This is a genomic window from Chloroflexota bacterium (genome assembly GCA_020161265.1).
Lineage (GTDB): Bacteria > Chloroflexota > Chloroflexia > Chloroflexales > Herpetosiphonaceae > Herpetosiphon.
The window spans coordinates 48,187-60,546 of record JAIUOC010000005.1 but is presented as its reverse complement, the minus strand read 5'-3'; the positions used below and the strand labels follow the sequence as shown (position 1 = coordinate 60,546).

The window sequence follows — 12,360 nt, the reverse complement described above, 5'->3', positions numbered from 1 at the left end:
TGCCAACTGCCATGGACGAGATAGCCTATGATTTTGCAAGAGTTTGCTCGGTATCATTCGCATTATTTTTTTGATCCCGATGACGCGATCTTAGCACCGTTGAAAATTTCCAATCCTCGCGCCATCGATGGCTTGATTTGTATGCTGCCTGGCAGCGCAGTCGTGTTTTATCGTACTCCACGCGGGCTATTTTTGCGCTTGAATCGGCGTGAATTGCAAATTGGCGATGCTACCAGCGCCGATGTGATTCGCGGCGAAACCAACACCTTGATTGTGTATGAACATGTGTATGAGCGTTTGCGCTGGAGTTACACCCCGCCAGCTTGGATTGCGCCGCTCGTGCCCAACGAAAATGCCAGCCTCGACGAGGAGCATTTTGATTTTGGGGTATTTATCTACAATGTGTTGAGCAACAAGCAACGCAAACGGCTAGTTTTTTCGCGCAAATAAGCCATCTTCGCAGATTCTTCACGGGTTCAGGCTACAATACAACCATCACCCAGTGGAGGCTTGTATGAGCGCAAAGATTTTAATTGTTGAAGACGAGCGCAAAATAGCGGTTGGTTTACAAAATTATTTAGAGGGCGTAGGCTATAGCACCATCACCGCCAGCGATGGCCAAGCTGGCCTCGATATGGCGCGGCGCGAGCAGCCCGATTTAGTTTTGCTGGATTTGATGTTGCCTGTGGTTGATGGCTTTACGGTTTGTCGTACCTTACGCGCTGAATCAAGCGTCCCAATTATTATGTTAACTGCCCGGGTCGAGGAAGTTGATTCATTGGCAGGCTTGGAATTGGGTGCTGACGATTATATTACCAAGCCATTTTCGCCGCGCCAAGTGGTTGCCCGCATCAAAGCTGTGCTACGCCGCGTCAATGGCGAGCTAGAGCCACCCATGATTGTGCGCAAAAGTGGGATTGAGATCGACCTGCAACGCCGCACCGTCTTAATCGAGCAAAACCCGATCACCAGCCTAACTCCCACCGAATTTGATTTATTGGTAACTTTAGTGCGCTCTGCAGGCCGTCCCTTGACTCGTAGCCAGTTGCTTGATGCGGTACAAGGTGAAGAAGGCGAGGCTTACGATCGCACCGTCGATGCGCATATCAAAAATGTCCGCCGTAAGATCGAGCCAAATCCTAGCGTTCCGCGCTATATTTTGACGGTCTTTGGTGTTGGCTACAAATTTGCGGAATAAGCTATGAAACTGCAACGAAAATTATTATTAACTCACATCGCAGTTGCGCTCGTTGCAATTTTGCTGATTACGGCGGTGGCCAACTTCACCGTCAATCGCTATTTTAGCGATCTTGCGGCCAAACAAGCCAAACAAGCAGCTCAAGAGTTTGCGCCAACCTTGGCAACCTGCTATCAAATTATTGGCAGCTGGGATTTTAATGGCCAGCGTTGTATGCAGCTTGGGCCACGACCGTTCATGCCGCCGCAATTTCGCCATGTCGTAGTAGTTGATACCGCTGGTGAGATTGTATTTGATAGCCGTGGGCGCGGCCAAATCAATAAACCAACCAACACCATTACCCAACGTGATATCGAACGTGGCGAGCCAATTAGTGCTGAAGATGGCACCATAATTGGCACGGTAATTGTGCGGCCCAATCAAGGCCAATTTGGCGCAGATGAAGATTATTTTTTGAGCATGGTGCGGCGCAATATTTGGTTGGCCGGAGCAATTACCGCCCTCTTAGCCTTGGCAATTGGCATCGGCCTAGCCCGAACCTTGGCCGCGCCATTGCGCAGCCTGACTGCCGCCGTGCATCAACTGGCACAGGGCGAGCGTTCAGTCCAAGTTGACGATTCGGGCAACGATGAAATTGCCGAATTAAGCCAAGCCTTTAACACCATGAGCAGCGAACTACATCGCTCGGAGCAAGTGCGCCGCCAGATGGTTGCCGATATTGCGCACGAATTGCGTACCCCTTTGAGCGTGCTGCAAATTGAGCTTGAAAGCATCGAAGATGGAGTGAGCAAGCCCACGCCGGCGGTGATTAGCTCCTTGGGCGAGGAAGTGCAACAACTTAATCATCTGATTGAAGATTTACGCACGCTTTCCTTAGCCGATGCTGGTCAGTTGAGCCTCAACCCAGTCGAGCTAGAACCCCAAGATGTGGTCAATCGTGCGGTCAATCGCATGCAATTAGCAGCACGCGAAAAACAATTAGAGCTAGCCAACGATAGCACCGAACAGATCGATTTGGTCCATGCTGATCCATCACGCTTACAACAAGTGCTGGTTAATCTTTTGCAAAATGCCGTTCGCTATACCCCGCAAGGTGGTAAAATTCGCGTGACTGCTCGCCAAAGTGCTGGTGAAGTTATTTTGGGCGTTCACGACACTGGCGCAGGCTTCGACCCAACCGAGGCTGCCACGATCTTCGAGCGCTTTTATCGCACCGATAAAGCCCGCGCTCGTGATACGGGCGGCACAGGCTTGGGCTTGGCAATCGTCAAAGGCCTCGTGACCGCGATGGGTGGCCGGGTTTGGGCAACCAGTGTGCCGAACCAAGGTTCAAGTTTCTATGTTGCTTTACGAGCAATCAGCACCAAGGAGGGTGTATGACCGATTTGCCTGATGTAAGCGCAATGAACGAGTTTCAACGCGGCACACTTGCAGACACGCTTGGAATTAGCTTTACCGAAGTTAGTTTGGATCGCGTAGTAGCGACGATGCCGGTTGAGCGCAAGGTGCATCAACCATTTGGCTTGCTGCACGGCGGCGCATCGGTTGTTTTGGCCGAATCGCTGGCCTCGGTGGCTGGTTGGGCCAATGTGATGCACAACAATCAACTGGTGGTTGGAGTCGAAATCAACGCCAACCATCTGCGCTCAATCCGGAGCGGCGTGGTAACTGGAGTGGCCACACCACTGCATCGTGGGCGGCGCACCCAAGTTTGGGAAGTACGCATTAGCGATGAGCAAGATCGCTTGATCTGTGTGTCGCGCTGCACGGTGGCCGTGGTTGACGCTGAGGCTTAGCGATTAACTTCTGCCAAAAGTGCTGGTAATTCGGCAATACTCGCTAAAGTCCAGGTTGGTTGCGCCATGCTGGGGGTTAAGATTTGATCCTGACCCTTGCCTGTGCGCAACCATACACTTGCCATACCACTGTTTGCTGCCCCGACAATATCAGTCGTTAAGTCATCGCCGACCACCACAACTTCATCTGCCGACAGATTCAAGGCTTGCATGGCCTGCTCAAAAAAAGTTTTAGTGGGTTTGCCCAAAATTGTTGGTGCTATTTGGCTGGCATATTCCAGCAAGGCCGCAAACGCCCCAGTATCAAGGTTCAAACCCGTGTTGCTTAAATAATTGCGCCCAGGCTGACTGACTAAAAATTCTGCTCCCTGCAACAGATGCCGAAAGGCCACGTTGAGGCTTGCATAGCCATCGACCTCGCCACAATGCGCCAACACCACATGGCTCACAGGTTGATCAGGTTTGGCTGGATAGTGCTGTTCGAGCCATGTTTTAACGGTTTGCGGAGCCAAAATGTACAAATTAGGGTCGGCATCGGCCAAATAGGTGGCAATCGCTTGGAGCGGATTCATAATTTCATGGGCTTGGATCGGGATTTGGCGGGCTTGGAGTTTGGCAGCCAAAGTTTCGGGCAATTGGGAATCGGTGTTGGTTAAAAATAACAATTGATAGCCAGCTGCCCGTAACTGCTCGATTGCCGCCACCGCCCCCTCGATAAGCGTGCCAGCACTATAAATCGTGCCATCAAGATCAATTAAACATCCACGAATTGGCATTGTGCATTCCTTCGTTTCAAATAAATCTGACAGCAATTGTATCAGCATACCCAATCACATAGCTGAGGCCAATTCGTGGTAGGATACAGCCTGATAATGCTGTTGCTCGTGGGGAGAGCCTTGTATGCAGATTGATTTGAATACGTTTGTGATGCGCTTGGTGGCGATTGTTTTAGGCGTAACCATCCATGAATTTGCCCATGCCTTTGTGGCTTTTCGCTTAGGCGACCCAACTGCCGCCCAAGAAGGGCGAGTTTCACTCAATCCGGTGGTGCATTTTGATCCGCTGGGCGCATTTATGATGCTTTTTGTGATGCTGGGCTATGCCCCGATGGCCTGGGGTCGGCCTGTGCCGATCAATGTTTTTCGCATTCGCTGGGGGCGGCGAGGTTTTGCGCTTTCCTCACTAGCAGGCCCAACCAGCAACTTACTCTTAGCCTCAATCTTTGCCATCCCGCTCTATATTAATGGTGGTATGTGGCTTTCTGAGCAACTTTATACATTTCTCTATTATGTGATTATAACCAATATTGGCTTGGCGGCCTTTAATATGCTGCCCTTGCCACCACTTGATGGCTTTAATACCTTTGCTGGCTTGTTGCCACAAGGTTGGGCTACGCCAATGGAGCGTTTACGGCGGCCAGCTAATATTATTTTGATGATCTTAATTCTCTTGCCATGGATGATCAATCGGCTTAATCTTGGTCAGCTTGATCTTGACCCACGGATTTTAGATGCCATGATTGCCCCAATCTATCAATTATTTCAACGGATCGTTTTGCCATTTGCTGGTTGTTGCCATGCAGTTGGCCATAATCATGATCATGCTGAAGCCTAGGAGTTTTCATGAGTGCGTTGATGCGCTTAGGCCAACTCTGGGCGGCTTTACGCGCCAAGGTAACGCCCGCCGAACGTGCCTTAGTGCAACAACTTTTAGCCAGCCACGAGTATCCACTTTTTGAACGTATGCCACTGTATGATCAACGCCATTGCCTTGATGTATATACGACCTTGGTGACTGCGGGCGAGCAGGATGCCGAATTGCTACGGCTGGCGTTGTATCACGATACTGGTAAGGTTGATCGTCAAGGTCGGCCCGTATCGTTGATTTGGTATGGGATTGCGGTGGTGTGGAAGCAGCTCGCGCCACGATTCTATGCTTGGGCTGCGCAACAGCCGCGCTGGTGGTGTCGTTCAATTTATCGCTATGCCCATCATGGGCCGCTGGGAGCCGAGTTAGCGGCTGAGGCTGGCTGTTCGACCACAATTGTGGCCACAATTCGCCATTATCATGATGATGCACCAACTGGTTTGGCCGCCCGTTTGCGTTGGGCCGACGATCAGCATTAATTCAAGGAATCGGCTGTGATTGAATATCTGCTACAGGCGTTGGGCTTGGGACTAGCTGCTGGCCTCTTGCCTGGGCCAATGTTGGGCTTGGTGATTCGCGAAACCTTGGAGCATGGTCGCCGCGCCGGCTATTTGGTGGCCTGTGCCCCATTATTGACCGATGCGCCAATTATCTTGATCGCGCTGTTTGTAGCCAATGCCTTGCCAGCCAGCATTAATCGTTGGTTAGGTTTGGCTGGTGGGCTATTTTTGATTTGGATGGGTATTGATGCCTGGCGAGCCAAGCCCCCAGCCGAGGCAAGTGGCGCACCATGGGCTAGTTTATGGCGGGCACTAATCACCAACTGGCTTAACCCGCATCCATGGTTATTTTGGCTGCCAGTTGGCGGGCCATTGCTGATTAGCATTCAACGTCAGCATAGTTGGTTGGCGACTGTCAGTTTTTTGCTGGTGTTTTATCTTTTGTTGATTGGCAGCAAAATTTTCCTGTGCGAGATCGTCGCCCGTTCGCGGCGCTTTTTGCAAGGCGCGGCCTATCGTTGGGTTATGCGCGGCTGTAGTGTTTTATTGATTGGCTTGGGCATAGTACTTATAGCTGAATATCTAGGCTGATCGGCAATTGATCAGGTTAGGCATTATCCCCCATTCAGGTGGCAATAAAGCTTGACCTTGGTACACTCTTTGCTTGAGAGCATAATGCTATAATCGAACGAACCCAAGCTTTTAACCATAGATGAGTACTGTTATGAACGCATTAGCGTGTACAAATTGTCAGATGTTGCTAGCACCAGGTGCACGATTCTGCTCGCATTGTGGAACGGTTGCGCCAACGCCACAAGCTATCAACCTTCCACGCGAAGCAAGCGGCACGCTGCGGCGTGGGGTGATTCTCCAAGAGCGTTATAAAATTATGACCTTTATTGGAGCTGGTGGTTTTAGTCGGGTTTATGGTGCAATCGATTTGCGGCTCAAAACGCCCTGCGCCATCAAAGAAAACAATGAATTTGATCAATCGGCTCATGCCCAGTTTTTGGCCGAAGCTCAATTGCTGGCGCGTTTGCGTCACCCCAGCATGACCAAAGTCACCGATTATTTTACTGATCCCAGCGGGGCACAGTTTTTGGTGATGGAATATGCGCCTGGTAAAGATCTCGAAAAGATGATGGATGAAGCCGAAGAGATGGTTTCATGGCGCAAGGTGGCTGAATGGGGCCAAATTGTCTGTGATGTGTTGACCTATTTGCACACCCAAGAGCCGCCAATTATTCACCGCGACATTAAACCCGCTAATTTGCGTTTGACTCCCCACGGCGACTTGATGGTCATCGACTTGGGGATTGCCAAAGAATATCGCGATGGCTCAGCCACAACTCGCGCCGCCCAAGCCTATTCGGGTGGCTACTCACCAATTGAGCAATATTTGGGGCAAGGCACCGACCCACGTTCAGATTTATATGCCTTGGGTGCGACGTTGTATCATTTATTGGTTGGCAAGATGCCACCCGAAGCACCCAACCGCTTGCGCGGCATTTCGATGCAAACCGTTGAGCAAGCCCGCCCCGATATTCCAGTCTTGTTAGCGCGGGCAATCGATCGCGCGATGGCGATTGAGCCTGATCATCGCCCGCCGAGCGCTGCGGCCTTGCATATGGTCTTCGAACGGGTGCTTGAGCAAGATCAAGCGGTCAGCATCAGCCAACCTGCGGTGATTGCTCAAGCGGCAACAGCCCGAACTCTGCAAGCTGCGGCGCATGCAGTTGCTACGCCTGTGGCAATCAGCCAACCACGCATCGGCACGCAACCACGCTCAACCACCAATGCTGGCCAACCCAGTCGCCCATTGCATGTGCCAAGCGAACTGCGTGCTGAACGCTTGCCACATGGCATTATTTGGGAAGGCGATCGGCGCGAAATGGTGCGGGTTATGGCGGGGTCAATGCCAATGGGCAGCGAGGGCAATGATCCCGATGAAGTTCCAGTGCATCGGCTTGATCTCAAAACGTTTTTGATCGACCGCTTTCCGGTGACATGCGCCGATTATGCGCGTTTTGTACAAGAAACTGGAGCACCACCGCCACGTTATTGGGGTGGCCCATTGCCGCCGCATATGATCGAAGATCATCCAGTCGTCGAAATAACGCACGACGAAGCGCGAGCTTATGCACGTTGGGCGGGCAAACGCTTGCCAACCGAAGCCGAATGGGAAAAAGCTGCAACATGGGATGCCACAACTGGGCATAAGCGGGTTTATCCTTGGGGCGACCAATGGGATGAGCATCGCGCCAATGCGCGGGAAGGCGGAGCAGGCGGAACCGTGCCAATTGGCGCTTATTCACCACAAGGCGATAGCCCGTGTGGCGCAGCAGAAATGGCTGGCAATATTTGGGAGTGGACAGATACGGCCTATAAGCGCTATCCTTATGACCCAAGTGATGGCCGCGATTTCCCCAAGAATGCTGGCTTGCGCGTCACCCGTGGTGGGTCGTGGTCGTGTTCGCCGGATGCATTACGCGGAGCGAATCGCAACATAGCTGCTGCCAACGATGCTGATTTTGAGGTAGGCTTCCGTTGTGCCGCTGATGTACGCGAGGATTGGTGATGACACAAACGGCCTTAGTGTTGCTGGATGTTCAAGTCAATATGTTCGCACCCGAGGCAACGGTCTATGCTGGTGAACGTGTGTTGGAAGCAATTGCCAGATTAATTAGTGCTGCGCGGGAAAATAACGCAGCGGTAGTATATGTGCAGCATAATGGCGGCCCCGATGATCCTGATGCGCCAGGCAGCGCTGGTTGGCAATTGCATGAGGTTTGTAAGCTCCAAGCAGGCGATTTGGTTGTGCAAAAAGAAACACCTAATGCCTTTTTGCACACCGATTTGGCCGAAATGCTGCGCCAGCGCGAGATTAAACAGCTGGTTTTAGCGGGCTTTCAAACTGAATTGTGCATTGATACCACCTGTCGGGCAGCCTGGTCGCGCGGATTTCGCGTAAGCCTCGCCGCCGATGCTCATAGCACTTTCGATGGCGAAACCCTCAAAGCAGCCCAAATTATTGCCCACCATAATAGCGTGCTGCGCAATTTCGCCAAAGTCTATTCAACCACCAACATCACTTTTTAATCAGCAATGCCGATCGTTGGGTTTCCAGCGTGGGTGTGGCGGCTGGCCCTGATTCAGCCTGCCATCCCCCGCTGTCTAGACTATCCTCGTCCGTCTATGAGCCTCGTAAGCCCCTGCCCCTAAACTTAGCTTATCAAGTATCTTCACCCGTGGATACTAGCTCAATGGTTAGTTTTTGTAGCATTTGCGGCTTTGACTAATTGCGTCATGCCAAGTATGCTATGCGCAGTTTTACACCCAGAGAGTCTAACAAGGACAACGCTGTGAGTATTGAAACCACCAGCCTCATTAGCGAGTTAGAGGCGATTCATGCCACCCGCGAAATCGCGCTCAAATCGGCTCGCGAACTGATTCGCCAATGTGCCAACACGATTCGGGCGGTGCATCGCCACGAATGGGCTTTGGCCGAACCACTCTTGCAAGCAACGGCGGCAGCAGCTCAAAGCCTACGCGAACGCCTTCAGGATTATCCAGCCTTGCTCTATGCTGGCTATACCCAAGATGCTTTCAAAGAATATGCCGAAGCGGCTTTGACCTTGGCCTTGGTGCGCGGCGAAACCCTGCCAACCCATCATGCCTTGGGCGTTGAAGCAGCAGCCTATTTAAATGGTTTAGCTGAGGCCGCCAGCGAATTGCGGCGCTATATTCTCGATGGCCTGCGCCATGGCAAGGTCGATAGCGGCGAGCGTTTGCTCGATCAGATGGATGAGATCTATAGCTTCTTGGTGACTGTCGATTTCCCCGATGCGGTAACCAGTGGCTTACGCCGCACAACCGACGCACTGCGAGCTGTGCTTGAACGTACCCGTGGCGATCTAACCAGCGCTGTGCGCCAAGAACAATTGGTTGCCGCCCTCGCCCGCTTTGAACAGCATATGGGACTGCCCCCCGCTGCGCTACAGGAGTCAACGCCCGATGAAACAGACAGTTAGTCATGCCAAGCGCCTGCGCGGAGCAATTAGCGTCCCAGGTGACAAATCAATCTCGCATCGTTCGGTGTTGTTCAATGCTTTGGCTGAGGGCAATGCCGAAATTACGGGCTTCTTACCGGGCGCTGATTGTCTTTCGTCGATCGCCTGTTTGCGCCAAATGGGCGTTGAAATTGAACACAGCGACGATAAGGTGCGAGTGTTCGGGCGGGGTTTGCGTGGCCTGCGCGAGCCAAGCGACGTTTTAGATTGTGGTAATTCGGGCACAACCCTCCGATTGTTAGCAGGTTTGTTGGCTGGCCAGCCATTTTTGAGCGTGCTGACTGGCGATGCATCGTTGCGTTCACGCCCTCAGCGTCGCATCACCGAACCATTACGCCAACTAGGAGCCAAGCTCGATGGCCGCGATAACGGCAATCGTGCACCCTTGGTGATTCGTGGCACAACCATTCATGGTGGCAACTACGAATTGCCGATCGCCAGTGCCCAAGTTAAATCGGCCTTGCTTTTGGCTGGTTTAACTGGCGATGCGCCAATGCGTTTATCGGGCAAGATCGTTAGTCGCGACCATACTGAGCGCATGCTAATCGCGATGGGAGTTGATCTTACCGTTAAAGATGATGAGATTGTGCTCTATCCACCCAGTCATCCGGTTTTCCCCTATCCACTTTCGTTGCATGTTCCAGGCGATCCTTCGTCGGCAACCTTTTGGTGGGTAGCCGCAGCGATTCACCCTGATGCCGAAATTACCACCTTGGGCGTTGGATTAAACACGAGCCGCAGCGGAGCGCTCGATGTGCTCAAGGCCATGGGCGCTGATATTACGATCAGCAATGAGCGCAATGAAGGCGCAGAGCCTGTTGGCGATGTAACCGTGCGTGGCGGTGGATTACGAGGCACCCGCATCGATGGTGATTTAATTCCCCGTTTGATCGATGAAATTCCAGTGCTGGCGGTGGCGGCAGCCTGCGCAGTTGGCGAAACCGTGGTTGCCGATGCCGAAGAACTACGGGCCAAAGAAACCGATCGGGTAGCCACCGTGGTTAGCGAATTAACAGCCATGGGGGCGACCCTCGAAGCCACACCCGATGGCATGATCATCGCTGGTGGTGGTGAACTCCAAGGCGCTAACGTTCAATCGCATGGTGATCATCGTATCGCGATGGCCTTGGCGGTGGCTGGCTTAGTGGCCGAAGGCGAAACGATTATCGACGAAGCTGAAGCCGTGACCGTCTCGTACCCAACATTCTGGCACCATTACGCGCAGATCAAAGAAGCCTGATCGCGCCGATAGCCCAACAAGGAGGTTGTGCATGTTTCGTTCAGATCTGCTCAAAGACAAAGTGATCATCATCACTGGCGGGGGTTCGGGATTGGGGCGCTCAATGGGTGAGCGCTTCCTTGAGTTGGGGGCAAAGTTGGCAATTACCAGCCGCAATGCCGAGAAATTGAGCACTGCGGCCAGCGAAATGATGGCAGCCAAAGGCGGCGAAGTTTTTACCGTGCCCTGCGATGTGCGCGACCCCGAAGCGGTTGACCAGATGATCGAGGCCGTTTGGAACCATTTCGGCACAGTCGATATTTTGGTAAACAACGCTGCTGGCAACTTTATCAGCCCAACCGAGAAGCTTTCGCACCGCGCAGTTGATGCGGTTTTGGGGATTGTGCTGCATGGCACCTTCTACTGCACCTTGGCTTTAGGCAAAAAGTGGATCGAAGCTGGACGCGGTGGCCAATGTTTGAACATCGTTACAACCTATGCCTGGTCGGGCAGTGGCTTTGTTGTGCCATCGGCAGCAGCCAAAGCTGGGGTTTTGGCCCTGACCCGTTCGTTAGCGGTCGAATGGGCACGCTATGGCATTCGCATGAATGCGATCGCGCCTGGTCCGTTCCCAACTCAAGGCGCGTGGGAACGGCTTGCCCCAACACCCGAACTAGCTGAACAAGCGCTCAATCGTGTGCCATTACGCCGCGTTGGCGAACATATCGAACTGGCCAATTTAGCTGCCTATATGTTGGCCGACGAAGCCGGCTATATCAACGGCGAATGCATCACGATTGATGGCGGCGAGTGGCTGTATGGCGCTGGCCAATTCTCAGGGCTTGATCGCTTGCCCAACGAAATGTGGGATATGCTCTCCAAAATGACTAAGAAAAGTGGCAGCTAAGAACATAGAACATAGGGCAGGGATCAGGGGCTAGTTGTCAGGGGTCAGGTATTAAGCCAAAACATAATCAGTCAAATGCATGGCGAAACTGACCCCTAGGTCTTGATAACTTTCCATTGGTTCATGTCAGCTCTATAGATCGTCATCAAATACCAAACTCAAAACTTGGCCCTGATCCCTAGCCCCTGCCATCTGATCCCCAACTTCTACAATTCAACGGGCAATTGCTCGGCCAAGCGAATGCCAGCAAGGCTCAAGGGGCAACGATAGGCATAAATTTCAACACCACGGGTAGCTACTGCGGCTAAAGTTTCAGCAAAGGCTGGATCAATTTGGCGGTTGACGGCAACCCGCTGGGCATCGCCACGTTGCACAATAAAAACCACAGCGGTGCGCCGCCCTTGTTCATGCAATTCGGCCAATTCGAGCAAATGCCGTCGCCCACGCACGGTCGGCGCATCCGGAAATAACGCCAAACCATGCTCAGCATCGCCAACGCTTTTTACCTCGACCAACCATGGGCAATCGCCGCCATGACGTTTGGCTTTGCTTGGCGGAGCTGGAGCCAGCCCAAAATCAAAACGGCTTGCCCCAAGTTTGACTTCACGCTCAACATGGCGATATTCGGCAAACGGCGCTAGGGCTTGCGCTCGCAATGCCGCCTCAACCAAACGATTTGGCAAGCCTGTATCCAATGAAACCAGCTCGTTGGCCTGATACACTCCGGCCACTTGATAGGCGGTTTTGCGGCCTTCGGCTGGTTTGTGGCCGAGCACGAGTTGCGCTCCTGGCACGAGTTTGGTCAACAAACGGCCTCGATCAGCTAAATGTGCCTGCACAATCGAACCATCGGCCAATTGAGCCAGCACCAAAAAGCGATTTGGCCGCTCCAAAAAAGTGGCTTGCACCAACGGCGCACCACCAACTAAGCCAATTTGAATCGTTGTTTCCACAATCGCCCTTATCGCTAAAAAACGAAAGCCATTATAGCCTTAATCAGCTTGGTACAGCGTGGTACAATGG

Annotated in this window: 14 protein-coding genes; 12 read left to right on the top strand and 2 right to left on the bottom strand. The window is 52.5% G+C overall.

Annotated features, from left to right (window positions below):
• Nucleotides 1–27: 27 nt before the first annotated feature.
• The 4 genes from LCH85_12430 to LCH85_12415 all read left to right on the top strand — a co-directional run bounded on the left by LCH85_12430 (nucleotide 28) and on the right by LCH85_12415 (nucleotide 2,994).
• Entirely contained in the window at nucleotides 28–450 is a 423-nt protein-coding gene (locus tag LCH85_12430; GenBank protein ID MCA0352795.1) for a hypothetical protein, read from the top strand.
• Nucleotides 451–514: 64 nt separating this feature from the next.
• Nucleotides 515–1,198, top strand: a complete 684-nt coding sequence (locus LCH85_12425; protein MCA0352794.1) for a response regulator transcription factor — start codon at nucleotides 515–517, stop codon at nucleotides 1,196–1,198.
• Nucleotides 1,199–1,201: 3 nt separating this feature from the next.
• A complete protein-coding gene (locus LCH85_12420; GenBank protein MCA0352793.1) occupies nucleotides 1,202–2,578 on the top strand; it encodes a HAMP domain-containing protein in 1,377 nt (458 codons plus the stop codon).
• Entirely contained in the window at nucleotides 2,575–2,994 is a 420-nt protein-coding gene (locus LCH85_12415) for a hotdog fold thioesterase (protein MCA0352792.1), read from the top strand. The genes LCH85_12420 and LCH85_12415 overlap by 4 nt, the downstream gene beginning before the upstream one ends.
• On the opposite strand, the gene LCH85_12410 is transcribed toward LCH85_12415, so the two are convergent.
• Entirely contained in the window at nucleotides 2,991–3,770 is a 780-nt protein-coding gene (locus LCH85_12410; GenBank protein ID MCA0352791.1) for an HAD hydrolase-like protein, read from the bottom strand. The two genes, LCH85_12415 and LCH85_12410, sit on opposite strands and share 4 nt — an antisense overlap.
• 124 nt (nucleotides 3,771–3,894) lie before the next feature.
• On the opposite strand from LCH85_12410, the gene LCH85_12405 reads away from it, so the two are divergent.
• The 8 genes from LCH85_12405 to fadH all read left to right on the top strand — a co-directional run bounded on the left by LCH85_12405 (nucleotide 3,895) and on the right by fadH (nucleotide 11,337).
• Nucleotides 3,895–4,608: a site-2 protease family protein gene (locus LCH85_12405; GenBank protein MCA0352790.1), complete on the top strand. Its 714-nt coding sequence runs from the start codon at nucleotides 3,895–3,897 to the stop codon at nucleotides 4,606–4,608.
• A gap of 8 nt (nucleotides 4,609–4,616) precedes the next feature.
• On the top strand, nucleotides 4,617–5,120 hold the full coding sequence (locus LCH85_12400) for a hypothetical protein (protein MCA0352789.1): 504 nt from the start codon (nucleotides 4,617–4,619) through the stop codon (nucleotides 5,118–5,120).
• A gap of 15 nt (nucleotides 5,121–5,135) precedes the next feature.
• Complete coding sequence (locus LCH85_12395; GenBank protein ID MCA0352788.1) at nucleotides 5,136–5,732, top strand: LysE family translocator; 597 nt, start codon at nucleotides 5,136–5,138, stop codon at nucleotides 5,730–5,732.
• A gap of 133 nt (nucleotides 5,733–5,865) precedes the next feature.
• Nucleotides 5,866–7,719, top strand: coding sequence for an SUMF1/EgtB/PvdO family nonheme iron enzyme (locus LCH85_12390; GenBank protein ID MCA0352787.1), 1,854 nt, complete (start codon nucleotides 5,866–5,868; stop codon nucleotides 7,717–7,719).
• Nucleotides 7,719–8,240 (top strand): cysteine hydrolase, encoded by a 522-nt coding sequence (locus LCH85_12385; protein ID MCA0352786.1) that lies wholly within the window; start codon nucleotides 7,719–7,721, stop codon nucleotides 8,238–8,240. Before LCH85_12390 ends, LCH85_12385 begins: the two co-directional genes overlap by 1 nt.
• 263 nt (nucleotides 8,241–8,503) lie before the next feature.
• Nucleotides 8,504–9,172 carry a haloacid dehalogenase gene (locus LCH85_12380; protein MCA0352785.1) on the top strand — a complete coding sequence of 223 codons (669 nt, stop codon included), beginning with the start codon at nucleotides 8,504–8,506 and terminating at the stop codon, nucleotides 9,170–9,172.
• A complete protein-coding gene (gene aroA / locus LCH85_12375) occupies nucleotides 9,156–10,451 on the top strand; it encodes a 3-phosphoshikimate 1-carboxyvinyltransferase (protein MCA0352784.1) in 1,296 nt (431 codons plus the stop codon). Before LCH85_12380 ends, aroA begins: the two co-directional genes overlap by 17 nt.
• A gap of 31 nt (nucleotides 10,452–10,482) precedes the next feature.
• Complete coding sequence (gene fadH / locus LCH85_12370) at nucleotides 10,483–11,337, top strand: 2,4-dienoyl-CoA reductase (protein ID MCA0352783.1); 855 nt, start codon at nucleotides 10,483–10,485, stop codon at nucleotides 11,335–11,337.
• Nucleotides 11,338–11,543: 206 nt separating this feature from the next.
• Here fadH and sfsA read toward each other — a convergent pair whose 3' ends face one another.
• A complete protein-coding gene (gene sfsA / locus LCH85_12365; protein MCA0352782.1) occupies nucleotides 11,544–12,290 on the bottom strand; it encodes a DNA/RNA nuclease SfsA in 747 nt (248 codons plus the stop codon).
• Nucleotides 12,291–12,360: the final 70 nt, after the last annotated feature.

What these genes read in the sequence shown, in the direction of transcription:
- LCH85_12430 (MCA0352795.1), top strand. Translation starts at nt 28, where the DNA reads ATGATTTTGCAAGAGTTTGCTCGGTATCATTCGCATTATTTTTTTGAT.
- LCH85_12425 (MCA0352794.1), top strand. Translation starts at nt 515, where the DNA reads ATGAGCGCAAAGATTTTAATTGTTGAAGACGAGCGCAAAATAGCGGTT.
- LCH85_12420 (MCA0352793.1), top strand. Translation starts at nt 1,202, where the DNA reads ATGAAACTGCAACGAAAATTATTATTAACTCACATCGCAGTTGCGCTC.
- LCH85_12415 (MCA0352792.1), top strand. Translation starts at nt 2,575, where the DNA reads ATGACCGATTTGCCTGATGTAAGCGCAATGAACGAGTTTCAACGCGGC.
- LCH85_12410 (MCA0352791.1), bottom strand. Translation starts at nt 3,770, where the DNA reads ATGCCAATTCGTGGATGTTTAATTGATCTTGATGGCACGATTTATAGT.
- LCH85_12405 (MCA0352790.1), top strand. Translation starts at nt 3,895, where the DNA reads ATGCAGATTGATTTGAATACGTTTGTGATGCGCTTGGTGGCGATTGTT.
- LCH85_12400 (MCA0352789.1), top strand. Translation starts at nt 4,617, where the DNA reads ATGAGTGCGTTGATGCGCTTAGGCCAACTCTGGGCGGCTTTACGCGCC.
- LCH85_12390 (MCA0352787.1), top strand. Translation starts at nt 5,866, where the DNA reads ATGAACGCATTAGCGTGTACAAATTGTCAGATGTTGCTAGCACCAGGT.
- LCH85_12385 (MCA0352786.1), top strand. Translation starts at nt 7,719, where the DNA reads ATGACACAAACGGCCTTAGTGTTGCTGGATGTTCAAGTCAATATGTTC.
- aroA (MCA0352784.1), top strand. Translation starts at nt 9,156, where the DNA reads ATGAAACAGACAGTTAGTCATGCCAAGCGCCTGCGCGGAGCAATTAGC.
- fadH (MCA0352783.1), top strand. Translation starts at nt 10,483, where the DNA reads ATGTTTCGTTCAGATCTGCTCAAAGACAAAGTGATCATCATCACTGGC.